The sequence below is a fragment of the Streptomyces poonensis genome, from assembly GCF_014650915.1.
Taxonomy (GTDB): domain Bacteria; phylum Actinomycetota; class Actinomycetes; order Streptomycetales; family Streptomycetaceae; genus Streptomyces; species Streptomyces poonensis.
Genome location: NZ_BMVW01000019.1, coordinates 57,497 through 77,470, shown reverse-complemented (window position 1 = coordinate 77,470; position 19,974 = coordinate 57,497). Strand labels below are relative to the sequence as shown.

Sequence of the window (19,974 nt, the reverse complement as noted above, 5' to 3'; positions counted from 1 at the left end):
GATGGTAATCAAACGCCGGTGCGACTCGCGTCGGCGGGTGGCACATGGGGGCGCACGGAGTCGTCAGAATTCGAAGCCGAGCTGGCCCTCGATTTCCGGAACGGTTCCGTCCGCCCAGTTGCGGACCTTCTTGAGATGCCGCCACTGGGGCAGCGCATCAAGATACGCCCACGACAATCGGTGGTGGGGGGTGGGGCCCCACTCCTCCAGCGCGGCCTTGTGCACGGGCGACGGATACCCGGCGTTGGCCGCAAAACCGAAGTGTGCATGGTCGACACCCAGTTCGGCCATCATTTTGTCGCGCTGAACCTTGGCGATCACCGACGCCGCCGCCACGGCCACGCACGACCGGTCGCCCTTGATCACCGTACGCACCCGCCAGGGCGACCCCAGGTAGTCGTGCTTCCCGTCGAGGATCACCGCGTCGGGCCGCACCGGCAGGCTCTCCAGAGCACGTACGGCGGCGAGCCGCAGGGCGGCCGTCATACCCAGCTCGTCGATCTCCTCGGGAGAGGCGTGCCCCAGGGCGTACGAGGTCACCCACGCGCGCAGTTCCTCGGCGAGCCCGTTGCGCCTCTTGACGGTGAGGAGCTTGGAGTCGGTGAGGCCCTCCGGCGGTCGGCGCAGACCCGTGACGGCCGCGCAGACGGTGACAGGACCGGCCCATGCGCCGCGTCCCACCTCGTCGACACCGGCGATGACCTTGGCCCCGGTCGTGGCGCGGAGAGAGCGCTCGACGGTGTGAGTAGGTGGTTCGTACGGCATGACACTCTTAGCCTACGCTGCCCGGATCTCCGCCCGGCACCCCGGTCACCCCTGCCGCCCCCGGACGCCCGACCGCCCCGCACAGGACACCGCGCCACCCCCGGCCGGACAGCGCCGGACGCCCCGCCGCCCCGTACCGGACGACCGCCTACCGGATGACCGCCTACCGGATGACTCGTACCGGATGACTCGTACCGGATGACCGCTATCGAACGACCACCCCGGTCAGACCTCGTCCGGCCGCAGCAGCGGCATCATCAACTGGTCGATCATCTCCTCGAGGTCCCGCTCCTCCCATTCGCTTGCGCACATCTTGGACCGGTACATCATCATGGCCGGAACGGCGTCGAACACATAACTGTTCGCCGCGCCGGGCCGCACCTCGCCCCGCTCAATTCCTCGGCTGATGAGCTTGCGCAGCAGCTCGACGGTCGGCTCCACCACCCCGTCGACGATCACCCTGTGGAAGCGCTCGACCTGAGCCGTGTCGCATTCGTGAATGACCGAGCGCAGCGCGGAACCGGACCTCGAGTACATCGCCTCACGCGCCCGCCGGCACAGCTCCAGCAGGTCCTCACGGACGCTCCCGAGATCGAGGTTCTCGTCGAAGCGCGGCAGTCCGGCCTGGAGCGCGTCCGCGACGAGGTCCTCCTTGGACGGCCAGCGGCGGTAGACCGCGGCCTTCCCGGTCTGGGCGCCCGCGGCGACGCCCTCCATCGTGAGGCCGTTCCAGCCGACCGTACTGAGCTGGTCCAGCGCGGCTTCGAGGATCGCGTGTTCGAGTACGGCGCCACGCCGGCGCGGGGAGGCCGTCCGGGCGGGCACGGGCGCCGTGCGCGAAGTAGCCATGTGAGTGTCTCCGTTGAGCGAGGGAAGCGGGGAATGCGAAGCAGGCACGAGCGACGGCGGCGCACTCCGGCGGCGACTTCAGTGAACGCTTGCGTTCACTAAGGGGGACTCACTACCGTTGAGGCGCCAGTGAACGCCATCGTTCACTAATACGCTTGTGGGGGACCCATAGTGACAACCTCTCAGTTAGTCGAGCATCAGAAGCCAGGAGCGCCGCGCCGGGAGGGGCGCCCCGGCATCGCACTCGCTGTCATCGCGGCCTGCCAACTCATGGTGGTCCTCGACGCGACGATTGTGAACATCGCACTTCCGCACATCCAGAACGCCCTCGCCTTCAGCACCACCGACCTGACGTGGGTGGTCAGCGCCTACACGCTCACCTTCGGTGGCCTTCTCCTCCTCGGCGGCCGGGCCGGTGACATCCTCGGCCGGCGCCGGGTCTTCATGACCGGCATCCTGATCTTCACACTGGCCTCGCTGCTGGGCGGACTCGCCCAGGAACCCTGGCAGTTGCTGGCCGCGCGGGCCCTTCAGGGCGTCGGCGGCGCGATCGCCTCGCCGACCGCGCTGGCGCTCGTCACCACCACGTTCCCCGAGGGGCCCGAGCGGAACCGGGCGTTCGGCGTCTTCGCCGCGGTCTCCGCGGGCGGCGGCGCCGTCGGCCTCCTCGCGGGCGGCATGCTCACGGAGTGGCTCGACTGGCGGTGGGTGCTCTTCGTCAACATACCCATCGGCGTACTGATCGCGGTGCTCACCCCGATGTTCATCGGGGAGTCCGAACGGCACCCGGGCCGGTTCGACCTCGCGGGGGCGCTCACGTCGACGGCCGGAATGGTCTCTCTGGTGTACGGGTTCATCCGGGCCTCGGAGGAAGGCTGGCGGGACGGCCTGGCTCTCGGGTCCTTCGGCGCCTCGGCGGTTCTGCTGCTGGCCTTCGCGGTCACCGAGTCGCGGGCCAGGGAACCCATCACTCCCCTGCGGATGTTCGCCGACCGCAATCGCTCCGGCACGTATGTGATCATGCTCAGCCTCTCCGCCGCGATGTTCGGCATGTTCTTCTTCATCGTTCTCTTCGTGCAGAACGTGCTGCGGTACTCGCCGATCGAGGCCGGTCTCGCCTTCCTGCCGGTGACCGCCGCGATCATCACCGGCGCGGGTCTGTCGCAGCGGTTCCTGCCGGTGCTCGGGCCCAAGCCGTTCATGGCGACGGGCTCCGCGATCGTCGTTCTCGGGCTCGGCTGGCAGACCTTCATCAGCCCCGACAGCTCGTACGTCGGCGGAGTGCTCGGCCCGATGCTGCTGTTCGGCTTCGGCATGGGCCTGAACTTCGTGACGCTGACCCTCACCGCGGTGTCCGGGGTCGCCCCGCACGAGGCGGGCGCGGCGTCCGGTCTGCTCAACGTCACACAGCAGGTGGGCGGTTCCCTCGGTCTGTCCATCCTGACCACGGTGTTCGGCACGGCGAGCCGTGAGGAGGCGGAGAAGCAGCTGCCGAGGTTCCTGGCCGAGGGAACCCCCGAGCAGAAGGCCGAGTTCGCGCAGAGCCGGCAGCTGCCGGCTCCGTGGGGGAACGAGGTGCTCTCGCAGGGCATCTCGACGGCGTTCGTCGCGGCCGTCGCCATGGCGGTCCTGGCGCTGGCCACCGCCCTGGTGGTCATCAGAGTCCGCAAGAGCGACCTGGAGGCCCTCGCGGGCACGGCCGGACCGGCCGGAGGCTGACGAAGTGGCACACGGACGGCCGGACCACGCCCGGGAAACAGCACGAGAACCGAATCGGGAACCGAGCCGGGACCGAACGAGGACCAATCGGGGATCGAGTGGAGACCGAGCGGGAGTGCACGGTTCCGGCCGTCCGCGGCGGCACACCAAGGGGCGACGAAGGGAAGTACGTCAGCACAACAGTGACGGCCCTCAGCGATACATGACCTCGTTCCCCAGCCGCTCGCACTCGACCGTGTCCGACTGCGTCGACACCGGTCGCTCGTCGAGGATCCGGCGCGCCTCCGTCTCGCCCCGGCTCACGGCGTACCAGGGCAGACGCCGCTCGTCGAGGTCGGCCGCGACGGCCCGCAGCGCGCACGACCGGAGCGGTTCCTCCAGCCGGTCGAGAGCCGGCACGGCGTCGGCGGACAGCCCGCTCGCGTACTCGAGGTCGATCACGCCCGTCTCCTCGTACCGCTGCACAGTGCGCTCGGCGATCAGCCCGTCCGGCGACACGAGACCGAACGCCAGCACTCCGGCGGCCGCGCTGGCCGCGACGGCACGCGGCAGCCAGCGCGCACCCCACACCCCGGCCGCCATGATGAGCACGATGACCAGACCGAGCCACAGCTCCACGGCCAGCACCGAGAGCCTGAGTCGCGTCAGTCCATAGGCCTCCACGTACATGTCCATCCGCCGCACCGCGGACGCCACCACAACGAGCGCCAGCGCGCACAGGGTTCCCAGCACACCGCGGACGAGCGTGCGGTCACCCGATCGGGTGCGCGGCGCCCAGCGCAGGGCGAGGACGATGACGAGCAGCGTGAGCAGCGTGGCAAGGAGCAGCTGCCAGAACCCCTGGCGCGCGTACTCGGCGTAGGTCTGGCCGGTTTTCTCCAGGACGGCGTCGTACCCACCGAACAGCACGGCGAGTTGGATGGCGTTGAAGGCTGCGAAGAGCAGATTGAGCACGATCAGCGGCAGCGACCACTCGACGCGGCCGCGGGCGCGCCCCTCGGGCACCTCGATCCGGTCCCAGTGGACGGGTGCCGCCGCGATGTACGCGACGGCCAGGGCACCGCCCAGGCCGAGCAGCAGGAGCAGGATCCGCCAGGGACCGTCGGCCACGGAGACGTCGGGCACGAGCGCGCCGAGCAGATCGGCGAAGGCCGAGTCCGCGGCGGCGAACAGCGCGCCGAAGACCACCAGCAGCACGGCGGCCACGGCGAGGGCCCGCAGCACCGGGCCGAGCCGCTCGCGCAGGCCGCCCGACCGCTGCCGCAGCCCTTCCCAGGCCCACGCCGGACCGGTGACCACCGCGGTGAGCACGCCGATCGGACCGAGCAGGACGGCGAGCCAGCCGCGGCCGCCGTGCAGCGCGAGCGAGCCGGCGCCGATCGCGGCGACGACGGCGAGGAACGACGGCCACGAGGCGTCGCGCAGCGCGGGCACGGTCAGCAGCGCGAGTCCGCCGACGCCCCAGACGAGCGTCCACGCGCGCGGGCGCCGGCCGGCGGTCATGGCGGCGAAGTAGGCGGCGAGCGTGACCGGCACCGCGACGATCAGCAGATTGACGCCGATCCCCTCGCCCAGCAGCAGCATGCTGAGGACTCCGGCCGCCAGCGCGGCCCACAGCGTGGCGGTGCGGACCGGCTTCGGTTCGGTGATCTGCAGGCCGGCCGGCCGGGCTGCGGGTGCGCCGGTCGGCGTGGGGGCGTGGGATGCGCCCTTCTGCTGCTTCTCCTGTGAGGTCGCCCGGGACCTGGGCCCGGCCCCGGTATCTCCGGCGTCTCCGGCGTCTCCGGCGTCTCCGGCGTCTCCACTTTCGGCCTCGGCGGCGCGCTCGCCCGGCTCCTGGTCCTCGGGCTCGGACGCGGACGGTGTTGCGGACACGGGACCCCCTCCCGACCGGCTCCACCGAAGCCCGCCGTCCGCGGCGCGCCGCTGCGGCGAAGCGCCGGTGACCGGTGTCTCGTCGGTGCCACCCGTCATGATCAACAGGCGGGTTGGGGCGCCAGAGTATGTCCTGTCCGGAACACCTCAACCGGAGGAGCTCCTCCTGTAGCACGCCTGTGACAGTCGGAGTCGGTGTTACGGATGAGACGGCGCGCTGACGCGGATCGCGGCTCCGGAGCTAACGCCCCGGCACCCACCCCGGCAGTTCCTCCGTCTGCCGCACCCACTCCTCCGGCGGCGTCCCCGCCCTGCCTGCGGCGACCACGCCCCCGACGATGGCGCAGGTCGTGTCCACGTCCCCGCCCACCTGAGCCGTCGTCCAGAACGCCCGCTCGAAGTCGCCGAGGGCCCGCGCGGCCGACCAGAGCGCGAACGGCACGGTGTCGTGCGCCGCCGTGCGCCGCCCGCAGCCCAGTACGGCGGCGACGGTGCCCACGTCGCCGTAGTCGAGCATGTCGCGGGCGCGCTGCAGCCCGGCGGCGACGGCGCTCTTCGGGACCAGGTCGATGACGCCGTCGAGCAGCGCCTCGCCGCTCGGCGGCCCGTCCGGACCGGCCGCGAGGGCGGCGGCAGCCGCGACGGCCATGGCGCCGACGACGGCCTCGCGGTGCTGATGGGTCGGGTACGCCGAGATCTCCGCCTGGTGCGTCGCCTGCTCCGGGTCGTCCGCGTACCAGGCGCCCAGCGGGGCGATCCGCATGGCGGCGCCGTTGCCCCAGGACCCCTGCCCGTGGAACAGCGCGGCCGACAGCTCCCGCCAGTCGCCGCCCTCGCGGACCAGCCTCAGCAGACGGTTGACGGCGGGCCCGTACCCGCGGTCGAAGTCGTGGTGCTCCGCGAAGGAGCGGGCCAGCTCGTCCTGGTCGATGCGGTGGTGGGCCGCGAGGACGGCCACCACGGAGCAGGCCATCTCCGTGTCGTCCGTCCACTGCCAGGGACCGGGCGGTGTCTCACGGCGCTGGAGCAGCGGGCGGTTCACGGGCACGAAGAACTGCGAGCCCAGCGCGTCACCCACCGAGAGCCCGCGCAGGCCCGCCAGGGCACGGTCCAGGCGCCGGTCGGAAGAGGAATGAGAAGAGCCAGAAGAGCCAGAAGAGCCAGAAGAGGCAGCAGAACGAGAAGCGTCAGCGGAGCGAAAAGAGTCAGCGGTCATCGCACGGCCACCTTATCCGGTGATGCCGTACGGCTCCGGAACATTACGCCAGCGTTCGAAGGGCCGGTCGAGTGTGTACTTGCCGTCCTCGCCGAGAACGAGCATCCGCGTCTCGCCGTTCCCCGGGTTGGACAGCGACTCGAACTCCGCGACCGACCAGTGGAACCAGCGCATGCAGAACAGCCGCATGGCCAGGCCATGGGTCACCAGGAGCACGTTCGGCGGATGGTCGGGGTCATCGAAGCTGCGGAACAGGCTCTCCAGGAAGCCCCCGACCCGGTCGTACACGTCGGCCCCCGACTCGCCCTGCGCGAAGCGGTAGAAGAAGTGCCCGTACGCGTCCCGGTACGCCTTCTGCAGCCGTACGTCCTCGCGGTCCTGCCAGTTGCCCCAGTCCTGCTCCCGCAGCCGCGGTTCCTCGCGGACGCGCACCCGGCCGGGATCGAGCCGGAAGGCCCGGAGGGTCTCGTGGGTGCGGCGGTACGGGGAGACGTACACGCTGACGCGCTCCTGACCGAACAGCTCGCGGAGCCGCCCGCCCGTCTCCTCCGCCTGCCGCCGGCCCCGTGCGGTGAGCGCCAGGGCGTGGTCGGGCTCGCGCTCGTACACGGTGTCGTCGGCGTTGCCCTCTGACTCGCCGTGCCGGACAAGGACGATGCGCCGTGGTCGTGCCATGCCGAAACCCTAGATCGAATCACGGCCGATCGAGCACCCGTACGATCCCATACGGTGTAGGTCACACGGTTCTCGGTGAGTCCGGCGGGGCGGGACGCGACGGACGGCATGGCACGCTCACACCGTCCAGCCGGGCTCCAGCTCCACGATGTCTCCCGCCAGCGCCGCGACATCCGCCTCGATCTGGGCTCTCAGGGCCAGCCGTTCGACCCGCTCGGCGCGGTACTTGCCGTGCTCGGCGGCCGACTGCCACATGGAGAGGATCAGGAACTCCGGCCCGGGCGCCTCGCCGAACAGGCCGCGGATCATGCCGGGCGAGCCGGCCATGGCGGGGTTCCAGACCTTCTCCTGCATCAGCGCGAAGTGCTCGGCACGCTCCTCGTGCACCCGGCAGTGCGCCACCCGCACCAGATCGGCGTCCGTGAAGCGCGGTTCGAAGCCGGTCTTCACATCGAAGCGGTGGTCGAACAGTTTGGTCTGCTGGTCCTTGAAGGTGCCCGACTGGGAGGCGGCGAGCCGGTCGTGGGAGCGTGCCATGAAGGAGTCGTAGAAGGAACGGCTCTCCCAGAACGAGAACGTGTGGGCCACACCCGGGCGCCCCCGGCTCCAGCCACCGCCCTGCCCACGGAAACCCGGCTCCCCCGGAAGCCCCGCCCACTTCCGCTGCCCCCGCTCGAACCCCCGACGGTCCACCACGGTGCAGCGAGTCCACTTGACCAGCACCGCGCCATGGTAAGGCCAGGGACCGTGGCGCCGGTCACGCTGCGGTGGAGCGCACCCGGGCGAACGTCCCGCGCGCGTGGGAGGATGGACAACTGCTGTCGACTGCACGGCAGTTCGAGCAGGGAACACAGTGACGCGGGGAGGGAGATCCGGTGAACGGCCTCAACAAGGGCATCCGCAAGATCGAGGTGGCGGTGAAGTGGGACCCCAGTCCCCTGGGCCGGCCGGCCGTGGACCTCGATCTCCTGGCGGCCACCTACCTGGCGTCGGATCCGCACGGGGACCCCGCCTATGTGGTGCACTTCGGCAGCCGCTCCCCCGACGGCACCATCACTCTGAGCCGCGACAGCAGGACCGGTCAGGGCCTCGGCTGGGACGAGGTCATGGTCCTGGAGCTGAACAGGCTCGACAGGCGCTACGCGCGCGTGGCGGTCGGTGTCGCCATACAGCAGCAGAACGGCAGGAAGACCTTCGTGGACATACAGCGCCCCGGACTGCGCATCCGTGAGGAATACGACGTCCTGGCCGAGCACGACTTCGGCGCCGTCCTCGGGGCGACCGCCGCGACCGTGGCCGAGTTCGTGCGCGACGACTCCGGTGCGTGGAGCTTCGTCCCCGGCATCCGGGGCTACGACACCGACCCGGCCTCGTTCACACGGATCATGGGCAGCTCCCCGCAGCCCTGAACGCGCCCGGGCCCACCAGGCCCCGACAGGTGACGAAGCCCCAACACGTGAGGGCGGTACGGCCGTTGGCCGTACCGCCCTTCAGCGTGTCAGGTCAGGCGCCGATCAGCTGCAGCCGCTCGTCGAGCCGCAGCCCTCGCAGATGTAGCAGGAGCCGGCCCGCTGCATCTTCGTGCCGCAGGAGAAGCAGAGCGGGGCGTCCGCCTGGATGCCCAGCTGCATCTCCACCAGCTCGGCGCTGGTGTGGGCCTGCTTCGGGGCGGGCTTGACCGCCTCGTCCTCGGCCTTCGGCGTGGCGACGGCCTTCAGTTCCTGCGCGCGGGGCGCGGACTGGGCGAGGCCCTCGACGTCGACCTCCTCGTCGGTCGGCTCGTACGAACCGGTCTCGAGGTGGCGCTGACGCTCCTCGGCGGAGTGGATGCCGAGGGCGGAGCGGGTCTCGAAGGGCAGGAAGTCGAGCGCCAGGCGACGGAAGATGTAGTCGACGATCGACTGCGCCATCCGCACGTCCGGGTCGTCCGTCATGCCGGCCGGCTCGAAGCGCATGTTGGTGAACTTCGAGACGTACGTCTCCAGCGGCACGCCGTACTGCAGACCCACCGAGACGGCGATCGAGAAGGCATCCATCATGCCCGCGAGGGTCGAGCCCTGCTTGGACATCTTCAGGAAGACCTCGCCGAGACCGTCGTCCGGGTAGGAGTTGGCGGTCATGTAGCCCTCGGCGCCGCCGACGGTGAACGACGTGGTGATGCCGGGACGTCCCTTCGGGAGGCGCTTGCGGACCGGGCGGTACTCGACGACCTTCTCGACGGCCTCGCGGATCGTCTCCTCGGTCTTCTCCGCGATCTTGTCCTTGTCGTCCTTCTTCTTCGCCGAGAGCGGCTGGCCGACCTTGCAGTTGTCGCGGTAGATGGCGAGCGCCTTGACGCCCATCTTCCAGGCCTCGAAGTAGATCTCCTCGACCTCCTCGACGGTCGCCGTCTCCGGCATGTTGACCGTCTTGGACAGGGCGCCGGAGATCCACGGCTGGATCGCGGCCATCATGCGGACGTGGCCCATCGCGGAGATGGAGCGCTCACCCATCGCGCAGTCGAACACCTCGTAGTGCTCCTGCTTGAGGGCCGGCGCGTCGACCACGTTGCCGTGCTCGGCGATGTGGGCGACGATCGCCTCGATCTGCTCCTCCTGGTAGCCCAGGCGGCGCAGGGCCTGCGGGACGGTGCCGTTGACGATCTGCATCGAGCCGCCGCCGACCAGCTTCTTGAACTTGACCAGCGCGAGGTCGGGCTCCAGGCCGGTGGTGTCGCAGGACATCGCGAGACCGATGGTGCCGGTCGGGGCGATGACGGACGCCTGGGAGTTGCGGAAGCCGTTCTTCTCACCGAGGCGGATCACGTCCTGCCAGGCCTCCGTGGCGGCGGCCCAGATCGGGGTGTCCAGGTCGTCCATGCGGACGGCCTTCTCGTTCTCGTCCGCGTGCTGCTTCATCACGCGCAGGTGAGGCTGGGCGTTCAGGGCGTAGCCGTCGTAGGGGCCGACGACCGCGGCGAGCTCGGCGGAGCGGCGGTAGGAGGTGCCGGTCATCAGGGAGGTGATGGCACCGGCGAGGGCACGGCCGCCGTCGGAGTCGTACGCGTGGCCGGTCGCCATCAGCAGGGCGCCGAGGTTGGCGTAGCCGATGCCGAGCTGGCGGAAGGCGCGGGTGTTCTCGCCGATCTTCTCGGTCGGGAAGTCGGCGAAGCAGATGGAGATGTCCATCGCCGTGATGACGAGTTCGACGACCTTCTGGAAGCGCTCGGAGTCGAAGGACTGGTTGCCCTTGCCGTCGTCCTTCAGGAACTTCATCAGGTTCAGCGAGGCGAGGTTGCAGGACGTGTTGTCCAGGTGCATGTACTCGCTGCACGGGTTCGAGCCGTTGATGCGGCCGGACTCCGGGCACGTGTGCCAGTGGTTGATCGTGTCGTCGTACTGGATGCCCGGGTCGGCGCAGGCCCAGGCGGCCTCGGCCATCTTGCGGAACAGCGCCTTGGCGTCGACCTCCTCGATGACCTCGCCGGTCATGCGGGACGTCAGGCCGAACTTGCCGCCCGACTCGACGGCCTTCATGAAGGTGTCGTTGACGCGGACGGAGTTGTTGGCGTTCTGGTACTGGACGGACGTGATGTCGTCGCCGCCCAGGTCCATGTCGAAGCCCGCGTCACGGAGGGCGCGGATCTTCTCCTCCTCCTTGACCTTGGTCTCGATGAAGTCCTCGATGTCGGGGTGGTCGACGTCGAGGATGACCATCTTGGCGGCGCGGCGGGTGGCACCACCGGACTTGATGGTGCCGGCGGAGGCGTCGGCGCCGCGCATGAAGGAGACGGGACCGGAGGCGTTGCCGCCGGAGGAGAGCAGCTCCTTGGAGGAGCGGATGCGGGAGAGGTTCAGGCCGGCGCCGGAGCCGCCCTTGAAGATCATGCCCTCTTCCTTGTACCAGTCGAGGATCGACTCCATGGAGTCGTCGACGGACAGGATGAAGCAGGCGGAGACCTGCTGGGGCTGCGGCGTGCCGACGTTGAACCAGACCGGGCTGTTGAAGCTGAAGATCTGGTGCAGGAGGGCGTAGGCCAGCTCGTGCTCGAAGATCTCGGCGTCGGCGGGCGAGGAGAAGTACTTGTAATCCTCACCGGCCTTCCGGTACGTCTTCACGATGCGATCGATCAGCTGCTTGAGGCTGGTCTCGCGCTGGGGGGTGCCGACGGCACCGCGGAAGTACTTGCTGGTGACGATGTTGACCGCGTTCACCGACCAGAACTCGGGGAACTCGACGCCACGCTGCTCGAAGTTGATCGAGCCGTCGCGCCAGTTGGTCATGACGACGTCACGGCTCGCCCACTCGACCTCGTCGTACGGGTGCACGCCGGGGGTCGTGTGGATGCGCTCGATACGCAGTCCCTTGCTCGCCTTGGTGCCCTTCGCCCGGGAACCTCGTGCTGCCGGACCGCTCGCCGTCTCTGTCATGCCGCCTCCCTGTATCGGGCTAAAACGCCCTGAAGTGCCACTTTGTTTCCGTGGCACGGTGTTCTGTCATGTGTCGCGGCACCGCTGCACGTCCGCGACAGGTCCTTGATCGCCGCCGGTCGACGGACCCCGAGGGGCCCGGCCGGGCGGCCCGCCGGTCAGTCGGCGGCACTCGCGGGCACGGGGACCGCGCCGGCCCCTCCCTGCCCGCGTTCGGGCTCTCCACGCCCCGCGACAGCGTCCTCGTCGTCCACGCCGCCCACGGCCGGGTGCCCGCCCTGCTCCTGCCTGAGTTCCGCGATGGCGGTCTCGAAGTCCTCCAGCGAGTCGAACGCCCGGTAGACCGAGGCGAACCGCAGGTAGGCCACGAGGTCGAGCTCCCGCAGCGGGCCGAGTATGGCCAGTCCCACATCGTGAGTGGTCAGCTCGGCGCTGCCGGTGGCGCGCACCTGCTCCTCGACCCGCTGGCCGAGCTGGGCGAGCGCGTCCTCGGTGACGGGCCGCCCCTGGCACGCCTTGCGCACGCCGTTGATCACCTTGGTGCGACTGAAGGGCTCCGTGACGCCGGACCGCTTGATCACCATCAGTGAGCACGTCTCCACCGTCGTGAAACGACGGGAGCAGTCGGGGCACTGACGGCGCCTGCGGATCGACGTGCCGTCGTCAGTCGTACGGGAGTCGACGACACGGCTGTCGGGGTGCCTGCAGAAGGGGCAGTGCATGGAACTCCAACCCTCCTTCACAGCAGACTCAACAGCCTCGGGAGCCACTCGGGCCCCGCGAAGCAGCCCCAAGCATAGGCGATCCCCGGAGCCCCGAAGACCAGGGGCACCACAACTTGTGGGCCACTCCCGCAATCCAAGCACTAGATATAGGGCTTGGCTGGTGAACCCGCCCACGCTGCGCGTGTCGCACACGTATCGGCATATGCCGCAGTGCCGCACGGCCCCGAGCCCCGGCGGCATTCCGTCGCGGAGCGCGCACGGATACGGTGAGCACGGCACGGTAGCGCCGGACACGGGGGGCGCGGGCCGCACGAGAGGAACCGCGGGCCGCACCGGAAGGGCCGCGCCGAAGGGGCCGATGACCGGCCGTCGGGGCACCTGATGGCAGACTGGGTCACGCGGCGTGAGAGCCCACGGGGCTACGCCCCGGCGGTGAAGCGTACAGCAAAGAGCCCTTTTGTCCGCCGGCCGGCAGCCCTACACCCTGGCCCATGATCAAGTCAGGCAATCGGCACTTTTTCACTCGAACGTGTGTTTGGCGCAACCTTTCGAAAGCCTCTACCGTTGTGCAGCACGGGAGAACATCGAGAGGGGCCGACGACGTGACCACGACCGCAGACAGCGCCACCATCACCGCCCAGGACCGCCCCCGGGGCGGATTCGAGCCGGTGCACGCGATGAACGAAGCCACGACCCCAGAGGGGCCCAAGCGGTCCCTGCCGGGCCGACCTCCCGGCATCCGGGCGGACAGCTCGGGACTCACGGACCGGCAGCGCCGTGTCATCGAGGTCATCAGGGACTCCGTGCAGCGGCGCGGCTACCCGCCGTCGATGCGGGAGATCGGCCAGGCGGTCGGCCTGTCCAGCACCTCCTCGGTCGCGCACCAGCTGATGGCCCTGGAGCGCAAGGGATTCCTGCGGCGCGACCCGCACCGTCCGCGCGCGTACGAGGTCCGCGGCTCCGACCAGGCGACGGCGCAGCCGACGGACACCGCGGGCAAGCCGGCCGCGTCGTACGTCCCGCTCGTCGGCCGGATCGCCGCCGGTGGCCCGATCCTCGCCGAGGAGTCCGTCGAGGACGTCTTCCCCCTCCCGCGCCAGCTGGTCGGTGACGGTGAGCTGTTCGTGCTGAAGGTCGTCGGCGACTCGATGATCGAGGCCGCCATCTGCGACGGGGACTGGGTCACGGTCCGCCGGCAGCCCGTCGCCGAGAACGGTGACATCGTGGCCGCGATGCTCGACGGCGAGGCCACCGTGAAGCGCTTCAAGCGCGAGGACGGCCATGTCTGGCTCCTCCCGCACAACGCGGCGTACGAGCCGATTCCCGGCGACGACGCGACCATCCTGGGCAAGGTCGTCGCGGTGCTGCGGCGGGTGTGACCCCCAGGACGCACCGCCCTTGATCCGGGCCCCGGGACCCCCTGCGCCGGTTCCGGGGCCCTGCCCTGTCCACACCGTCCACCCCGTCGGCCCTTGGAAACACCGAGGGGACCCCGGCTCCCGTGTCACTTGGGTGGCTGGTTACGCGCTCCGTCCCGGCCGGGACGGAGCGCGTAACCAGCCACCCTTCTGCTTGCTCTCCCAGGACGTCCCAGGTCGCAGGCCCTCGCTAGGCTCCCTCCGCCTCCTGTGCCCCTTCCGTCTCCTTCGCCGCCTTGTCGATGGCGGCGAGCGACCGGCGTACCTGGTTACGGTCCGTCGTGTACCAGAAGTCGGGCAGTGACGCCTTCAGATAGCTGCCGTACCGTGCCGTGGCCAGCCGCTGGTCGAGCACGGCGACCACGCCACGGTCCCCGGACGCCCGTACGAGGCGGCCGGCGCCCTGGGCCATGAGCAGGGCGGCGTGCGTGGCGGCCACGGCCATGAAGCCATTGCCCCCCGCCTCCTCGACCGCCTTCTGGCGCGCGCTCATCAGCGGGTCGTCGGGCCGCGGGAAGGGGATCTTGTCCATGACGACGAGCTGGCAGCTGGGGCCGGGGACGTCGACGCCCTGCCAGAGGGAGAGCGTGCCGAAGAGGCAGGTCTTCGGGTCCGCCGCGAAGTTCTTGATCAGCTCTCCGAGGGTCTCCTCGCCCTGGAGGAGGATCGGGTACTCGGGGATACGGGTGCGCAGCTCCTCGGCCGCGAGCTGGGCCGCCCGCATCGACGAGAACAGGCCGAGCGTCCGCCCGCCCGCCGCCTGGATCAGCTCGGTGAGCTCGTCCAGCATGTCCGCGCGGTCACCGTCCCGCGCCGGGCGCGACAGATGCTTGGCGACGTACAGGATGCCCTGCTTGCGGTAGTCGTACGGCGAGCCGACGTCGACGCCCTTCCACTGCGGGACGTCCTCGCCCTGGGTGCCCTCGGGGGCCAGGCCCAGGGAGGCCCCCACCCCGTTGAAGTCACCGCCGAGCTTCAGCGTCGCCGAGGTCAGGACCACCGAGCGGTCCGTGAAGAGCTTCTCCCTGAGGAGACCCGACACCGACATGGGGGCGACGCGCAGGGAGGCCCCGAAGCGGTCGTGGCGCTCGTACCAGACGACGTCCCACTCGGAGCCGTTGCTGATCCGCTCCGCGACGTCGTGCACGTTCTCCACGGACGCCAGCGCCTGCTTGCGCACCGCGTCCTCGTCCTGGACGGACTTGTCGCGGGTGCTGCCGAGCGCCGAGATCACCGCGCGGGCGGCGTCCCGCAGCGCCATCAGCACATAGCCGAGATCCTCCGGGATCTCCTCCAGCCGTCCCGGCAGAGCGAGCTCCATGAGCCGCTCGAAGCCCTCGGCGGCGGTCTGGAGCTGGTCGGCGATCTTCTCGTTGACGAGCTTGGCCGCGCGTCGCACCGCGCGGTTGACCTGGCCGGGCGTGAGCTCTCCCGTGGCCACGCCCGTGACCCGGGAGACCAGCTCGTGCGCCTCGTCGACGATCAGCACCTCGTGCTGCGGCAGCACGGGAGCGCCTTCGATGGCGTCGATCGCGAGCAGGGCGTGGTTGGTGACGACGACCTCGGCCAGCTTGGCTCGCTCGCGCGCCATCTCCGCGAAGCACTCCGCGCCGTACGCGCACTTCGAGGCGCCGAGGCATTCCCGGGAGGACACCGACACCTGGGCCCAGGCCCGGTCGGAGACGCCGGGGGTGAGGTCGTCGCGGTCGCCGGTCTCGGTGTCCTGGGACCAGTCCCGCAGCCGCAGCAGGTCCTGCCCCAGCTTGCTGCTGGGAGCGGCCGCCTCGAACTGGTCGAAGAGCCCCTCCTCCTCGTCCTGCGGCACCCCCTCGTGCAGACGGTGCAGGCACAGGTAGTTCGACCGGCCCTTCAGCATCGCGAACTCCGGACGGCGGCGGAGCAGCGGGTGCAGCGCGTCGACCGTACGCGGCAGGTCCCGCTCCACGAGCTGCCGCTGCAGCGCCAGCGTCGCCGTCGCCACGACGACGGGCTCCCCGTGCGCCAGCGCGGGCACCAGGTAGCCCAGCGACTTTCCGGTGCCGGTGCCCGCCTGGACCAGCAGGTGGGAGCCGTCGTCGATGGCCTCCTCGACGGCTTCGGCCATGGTCACCTGGCCGGGGCGCTCCGTACCGCCGACGGCGGTGACGGCGGCATGGAGGAGTTCGGGAAGTGAGGGCTTCGTCATAGCGCGACCACCCTACGGCCCACCACTGACAACCGTGGGGTCATGGCGGGACGGAACCCGGAAAAGGTGACCGGCGTCGCGCCGGAACCGCCCACGTCACAGCAGCGCGCGCAAGGCCCGGTCCCGGATCATGAGGGCGGCTCGCCTGCCGGGCAGGTCGACCTCGGCGGAGAACCGGAAGCCGGCGCTCAGGAACGCGGAGACGGACGGGGTGTTGCGCAGGTCGGGTGCCGCGATGACGCGCGCGCACGCGGCCCGCTTGTCGAGGACGAGGTCCGCCACGGCTCGCAGCAGCGCGGAGCCGAGCCCTCGTCCGCGGTCGGCGACCTCGCCGACGACGAGGTGGACCCCGGTGTCGTGCGGCCGTGCGGGACAGTGGCGGGCCACCGGGTCGAGGTCCGCGCGGTAGACCTCCCAGTAGCTCATGGGCCTGCCGTCCAGCAGGCCCAGGCAGGGCACCCTGCGCCCGTCCCCGTCGAGCTGGCGGCGCACATGCGCCTCGGCCACGGACGGGGGTCCGGCGAGTTCCCAGAAGACGGCCACGGCGGGGTCGTTCATCCAGCGCGCGATCAGGGGAAGATCGCGCTCGACACGTACCGGCAGAAGGTGCAGCAGGCCCACCGGGGTCGGGGCCGGACCCCAGTCACCGAGGCGGTCGAGCAGGCTCCCGTCCGCCGCGGGAGCGCCGTCTTCGCCCTCGCCGCGCGTGGTGCCGTGATCGCCGCCCGGTTCCGGACCGGGTGCGCCGCCTTGCCTGCCCAGGAGGGCGAGGAAGTCGTCGCTCAGACGAAGATCGAGCGTGTCCTCGGCATCGGCGCCGCCGTCGGCTCTCGCATCGGTGGGAGGCACGGAGTCGGTCCTTCGACAAGGAGGGAAAAGGGGCGAGGAGGAGGACGGATGAGGAGGAAGACGGATGAGGAGGATCGCTAGTCCAGACGCCCCCGCGCCACCGCCGCCACCGCGTCCGCCAGCCGGTCGAGCACCGCGTTCGCCTGCTCGTCCGTGATCGTCAGGGGCGGCAGCAGGCGTACGACGCCGGCGTGGCGTCCGCCCGGTTCCACGATGAGGCCGCGCCGCAGGCACTCCCGTTGCACCGCGGCGGCGAGTTCCGGCGCGGCCGACCGTGGGGCGGAGCCGGCCGGGGAAGGAGCGTCCGGACGGACCAGTTCCACGCCGATCATCAGCCCCCGGCCGCGTACGTCGCCGACGCAGGGGAACTCCTCTCCCAGGCTCCGGAGTTCGCGGAGCATACGGGCGCCCAGGATCTCGGCGCGCTCGGCGAGGCGGTTCTCACGGACGTGGGCGAGGGTGGCCGCGCCGGCGGCCATGGCGAGCTGATTGCCCCGGAAGGTGTCCGCGTGGCCGCCGGTCCGCCGGGCGTCGAGATCGTCGCGGTGGACCACGACGGCCAGGGGCAGGCTGCCGCCGATGGCCTTCGACATGACCATCACGTCGGGGACGACACCGCTGTGCTCCACGGCCCAGAACCGGCCGGTGCGGCCCACTCCGGTCTGCACCTCGTCCGCGATCAGCGGGATCGAGCGCGCGGCCGTGATCTCCCGGACACGGCGCATCCAGCCGTCCGGCGCGGGGATCACACCGCCCTCGGCCTGGACGGGTTCGAGGATCATTCCCGCGGGCCGCGGCACCCCGGACTCGGTGTCGTCGAGCAGTGTTTCGGTCCAGCGTGCGGCGAGCTCGGCCCCTCGCTCGCCGCCCACACCGAACGGGCAGCGGTAGTCCTGGGGATAGGGCAGCCGCGCGACCCGTACCTCGTCCGCGTCTCCGGACGCCTCGCGCGCTCCGCTGGTCGTCCCGTGGTGGGCGCCGGTGAAGGCGAGCATCCCGGTGCGCCCGGTCGCGGCGCGCACCAGCTCGAAGGCCGCCTCCACCGCGTCCGTCCCGGCAGGCCCGCAGAACCGCACGCGCGCGCGGCCGGCGAGTCCGGGCGGCAGCGTGCGGAACAGCTCGGTGATGAAGGCGTCCTTGACGGGGGTCGCCAGACCGGGGACCTGCAGCGGCGCTCCGGAGTCGAGGACCTGGCGGATCGCCTCCAGCACCACGGGGTGATTGTGGCCGAGGGCGAGTGTGCCCGCGCCGGACAGGCAGTCGAGGTAGCGGCGCCCGTCTGCTCCCTCGATGGTCAGCCCCCGGGCCCGCACCGGCACGATGGGCAGGGCGCGCGCGTAGGTGCGGGCCGCCGGCTCCCGGGCCGACTGCCGGCGCAGGATCCCCTCGTGCGCCGACCGCCCGCCGGCCCCGTCGACGCTCATCGTCCGCGGACCGGCGCCGGGGACGCCCGCTGTCCGCCGACCGCCGTCCTCGCCCGTGCCGCGCGTCCCTCCGCCCGTATCACCACGCGCCCCCTCGCCCGCATCACGCGTCCCCTCGCGCATACCGCACTCCCCATCGCCATCCTCGTACGTTGTGCGCGCCCCCTCGGGCTCGCGCCCCGCGGTGGTCACCGCGGACCCGGTCACAGCCACGACGACAGTTCCTCCGCTCCCAGAGGCGAGTCGGTCGGGGCCCTGCGTGCCCGCGACAGGTCCCCCGTCCGAACCAACGAGGCGGCCCGCGCGGGGAAGCGGGTGGGCCCGAGATCGTTGCGTCGGCGGGCGCACGGCCGGGCCGGATCACTCCGTGGCGGAACCGTTGCGGTCGCTCGGAATGTCCCTCACAGCGTCCGCATCGTGTGTGGTGCCGCGGCGGCGACGTACGACGACCACTTCCGGCAGCACAGGTTTCTCTTGTTCCAGGGGGGATTCGAGACCATGCGCTCCATACGCCCGCTCGTCGCCGCTCGCCCTGTCGAGGACGCGCACCGCAGACCCTCCCGGCTCCTGGCCGCGGTCGGCCTCGCCACGGCACTCGCGCTGACCGCCACCGCCTGCGGCCCGGACGGCGGCGGAGCGGACGCCGCCGCGTCCGCCACCCAGGACGCGCCCGGGGAGGACGGCGGGATCCGGATCCCGGACCACATCAAGGACAAGCTCGAAGAGCACGGGATCGACATCGACAAGTGGCGCGACGGCGCCTGGAGGAACTGGGACCGGGACGACTGGCTGCGCGAGGCCGAGGACTTCGTCAACCCGATCATCCGGGACCTGTGGAACCCGGACCGCATGCGTGAGGCGGAGGAGCCGGAGAAAGCGGTCGACGACGGCGACCTCACCGGTGACCGGGGAGTGACCGACCCCGCCCCGGCTCCGGTGCGGGCCGAGGCCGTGCCGACGGAGTACCACGAGAGCGTGCCCGAGGCGGGCAAGGTGTTCTTCGACTCCCCGGAGGGCCAGACGGTCTGCTCGGCGACGGTCGTCGAGGACCCGGCCGCCCCGGGCCGGTCGAACCTGGTGTGGACGGCCGGCCACTGTGTGCACGCGGGCAGGTCGGGCGGCTGGTACCGCAACATCGCGTTCGTGCCGTCGTACAACGACAGCGGCATGACCGCGGCGGAGCTGGAGACGGCCACGAAGGAGGAGATCGCCCCGTACGGCGTCTGGTGGGGCGACTGGGCGCAGACCTCGGACCAGTGGATCGAGCAGGGCCGCCGGACCGGCGGTGACGGCGCTCCGTACGACTTCGCGGTCATCCATGTGACACCGGAGGCGGGCGGCGACGGGAGGTCACTGGAGGAGACGGTCGGTGCGGCGCTTCCCGTGGACTTCGACGGGCCCGCCGCGCCGGAGGTGGAGAGCGTCACCGCGACCGGGTACCCGGCGTCGGCGCCGTACGACGGTCAGACGCTGTACCGGTGCACGGACGCGCCCGGCCGGTTGTCCCTCGTCACGTCGGACCCGACGATGTACCGCATCGGCTGCACCATGACCGGCGGCGCGTCGGGCGGCGGCTGGGTGGCGACCGGCTCGGACGGCAGGCCCGTGCTGGTGTCCAACACCTCGATCGGCCCCGTGGAGGCGGGGTGGCTGGCGGGCCCGCGGCTGGGCACGGAGGCCGAAGGCGTGTACAAAGCGGTGAGCGAGAAGTTCGCCGGCCAGTGACCGACCGCCCGGCCGGTGACCGAGTGATGAGCGACGGCTGACGGACCGGCGGGGCTGCCGGGCGGTGACCGTCACCGGACAGACGGCGGGTGGGCCGTGCGCGGCGATGCCTACCGACCGCCCGCTGTTCGTCCCCGGAC

General features: G+C 71.0%; 15 protein-coding genes. 4 read left to right on the top strand and 11 right to left on the bottom strand.

Translation table 11 applies throughout. From position 1 onward, the window contains the following. Positions 1-63: 63 nt before the first annotated feature. Both rnhB and IE242_RS32520 read right to left on the bottom strand, forming a co-directional pair. A complete protein-coding gene (gene rnhB / locus IE242_RS32525; RefSeq protein ID WP_189865815.1) occupies positions 64-765 on the bottom strand; it encodes a ribonuclease HII in 702 nt (233 codons plus the stop codon). Between the two features lie 225 nt (positions 766-990). After that, positions 991-1,614 carry a TetR/AcrR family transcriptional regulator gene (locus IE242_RS32520; protein ID WP_189865813.1) on the bottom strand — a complete coding sequence of 208 codons (624 nt, stop codon included), beginning with the start codon at positions 1,612-1,614 and terminating at the stop codon, positions 991-993. A 171-nt stretch (positions 1,615-1,785) separates the two neighbouring features. On the opposite strand from IE242_RS32520, the gene IE242_RS32515 reads away from it, so the two are divergent. After that, positions 1,786-3,333, top strand: coding sequence for an MFS transporter (locus tag IE242_RS32515; protein WP_189865811.1), 1,548 nt, complete (start codon positions 1,786-1,788; stop codon positions 3,331-3,333). A 192-nt stretch (positions 3,334-3,525) separates the two neighbouring features. On the opposite strand, the gene IE242_RS32510 is transcribed toward IE242_RS32515, so the two are convergent. From IE242_RS32510 to IE242_RS32495, 4 genes are all read right to left on the bottom strand, one after another. Next, positions 3,526-5,307, bottom strand: coding sequence for a DUF4153 domain-containing protein (locus IE242_RS32510; RefSeq protein ID WP_373299643.1), 1,782 nt, complete (start codon positions 5,305-5,307; stop codon positions 3,526-3,528). A 142-nt stretch (positions 5,308-5,449) separates the two neighbouring features. Further along, the gene (locus tag IE242_RS32505; protein WP_229859749.1) at positions 5,450-6,322 is read right to left on the bottom strand and encodes an ADP-ribosylglycohydrolase family protein; all 873 of its coding nucleotides are present in this window, start codon (positions 6,320-6,322) and stop codon (positions 5,450-5,452) included. Positions 6,323-6,436: 114 nt separating this feature from the next. Continuing rightward, positions 6,437-7,099 carry a histidine phosphatase family protein gene (locus IE242_RS32500; RefSeq protein ID WP_189865808.1) on the bottom strand — a complete coding sequence of 221 codons (663 nt, stop codon included), beginning with the start codon at positions 7,097-7,099 and terminating at the stop codon, positions 6,437-6,439. Positions 7,100-7,216: 117 nt separating this feature from the next. Continuing rightward, positions 7,217-7,822, bottom strand: coding sequence for a YdbC family protein (locus tag IE242_RS32495; protein WP_189865806.1), 606 nt, complete (start codon positions 7,820-7,822; stop codon positions 7,217-7,219). Between the two features lie 152 nt (positions 7,823-7,974). Here IE242_RS32495 and IE242_RS32490 point away from each other — a divergent pair, with 152 nt between their 5' ends. Then, a complete protein-coding gene (locus IE242_RS32490) occupies positions 7,975-8,508 on the top strand; it encodes a TerD family protein (protein ID WP_189865804.1) in 534 nt (177 codons plus the stop codon). A gap of 105 nt (positions 8,509-8,613) precedes the next feature. On the opposite strand, the gene IE242_RS32485 is transcribed toward IE242_RS32490, so the two are convergent. Together IE242_RS32485 and nrdR are read right to left on the bottom strand one after the other, a co-directional pair. Further along, positions 8,614-11,508 carry a vitamin B12-dependent ribonucleotide reductase gene (locus IE242_RS32485; RefSeq protein ID WP_189865802.1) on the bottom strand — a complete coding sequence of 965 codons (2,895 nt, stop codon included), beginning with the start codon at positions 11,506-11,508 and terminating at the stop codon, positions 8,614-8,616. A 158-nt stretch (positions 11,509-11,666) separates the two neighbouring features. Further along, positions 11,667-12,230, bottom strand: coding sequence for a transcriptional regulator NrdR (gene nrdR / locus IE242_RS32480; RefSeq protein WP_189865800.1), 564 nt, complete (start codon positions 12,228-12,230; stop codon positions 11,667-11,669). A 605-nt stretch (positions 12,231-12,835) separates the two neighbouring features. Here nrdR and lexA point away from each other — a divergent pair. Next, positions 12,836-13,612: a transcriptional repressor LexA gene (gene lexA / locus IE242_RS32475; RefSeq protein WP_189865798.1), complete on the top strand. Its 777-nt coding sequence runs from the start codon at positions 12,836-12,838 to the stop codon at positions 13,610-13,612. Between the two features lie 229 nt (positions 13,613-13,841). Here lexA and IE242_RS32470 read toward each other — a convergent pair whose 3' ends face one another. The 3 genes from IE242_RS32470 to IE242_RS32460 form a co-directional block, all read right to left on the bottom strand. Then, positions 13,842-15,836 (bottom strand): ATP-dependent DNA helicase, encoded by a 1,995-nt coding sequence (locus IE242_RS32470; protein ID WP_189865796.1) that lies wholly within the window; start codon positions 15,834-15,836, stop codon positions 13,842-13,844. 96 nt (positions 15,837-15,932) lie between these two features. Next, positions 15,933-16,685 (bottom strand): GNAT family N-acetyltransferase, encoded by a 753-nt coding sequence (locus IE242_RS32465; protein WP_189865794.1) that lies wholly within the window; start codon positions 16,683-16,685, stop codon positions 15,933-15,935. A 77-nt stretch (positions 16,686-16,762) separates the two neighbouring features. Then, a complete protein-coding gene (locus IE242_RS32460; protein ID WP_189865792.1) occupies positions 16,763-18,109 on the bottom strand; it encodes a diaminobutyrate--2-oxoglutarate transaminase family protein in 1,347 nt (448 codons plus the stop codon). Positions 18,110-18,607: 498 nt separating this feature from the next. Here IE242_RS32460 and IE242_RS32455 point away from each other — a divergent pair, with 498 nt between their 5' ends. Continuing rightward, positions 18,608-19,834, top strand: a complete 1,227-nt coding sequence (locus IE242_RS32455) for a trypsin-like serine peptidase (protein ID WP_189865790.1) — start codon at positions 18,608-18,610, stop codon at positions 19,832-19,834. Positions 19,835-19,974: the final 140 nt, after the last annotated feature.

Coding starts and splice junctions, on each gene's coding strand:
- rnhB (WP_189865815.1), bottom strand. CDS start 765: ATGCCGTACGAACCACCTACTCACACCGTCGAGCGCTCTCTCCGCGCC.
- IE242_RS32520 (WP_189865813.1), bottom strand. CDS start 1,614: ATGGCTACTTCGCGCACGGCGCCCGTGCCCGCCCGGACGGCCTCCCCG.
- IE242_RS32510 (WP_373299643.1), bottom strand. CDS start 5,307: ATGACGGGTGGCACCGACGAGACACCGGTCACCGGCGCTTCGCCGCAG.
- IE242_RS32500 (WP_189865808.1), bottom strand. CDS start 7,099: ATGGCACGACCACGGCGCATCGTCCTTGTCCGGCACGGCGAGTCAGAG.
- IE242_RS32485 (WP_189865802.1), bottom strand. CDS start 11,508: ATGACAGAGACGGCGAGCGGTCCGGCAGCACGAGGTTCCCGGGCGAAG.
- nrdR (WP_189865800.1), bottom strand. CDS start 12,230: ATGCACTGCCCCTTCTGCAGGCACCCCGACAGCCGTGTCGTCGACTCC.
- IE242_RS32470 (WP_189865796.1), bottom strand. CDS start 15,836: ATGACGAAGCCCTCACTTCCCGAACTCCTCCATGCCGCCGTCACCGCC.
- IE242_RS32460 (WP_189865792.1), bottom strand. CDS start 18,109: ATGAGCGTCGACGGGGCCGGCGGGCGGTCGGCGCACGAGGGGATCCTG.
- IE242_RS32455 (WP_189865790.1), top strand. CDS start 18,608: ATGCGCTCCATACGCCCGCTCGTCGCCGCTCGCCCTGTCGAGGACGCG.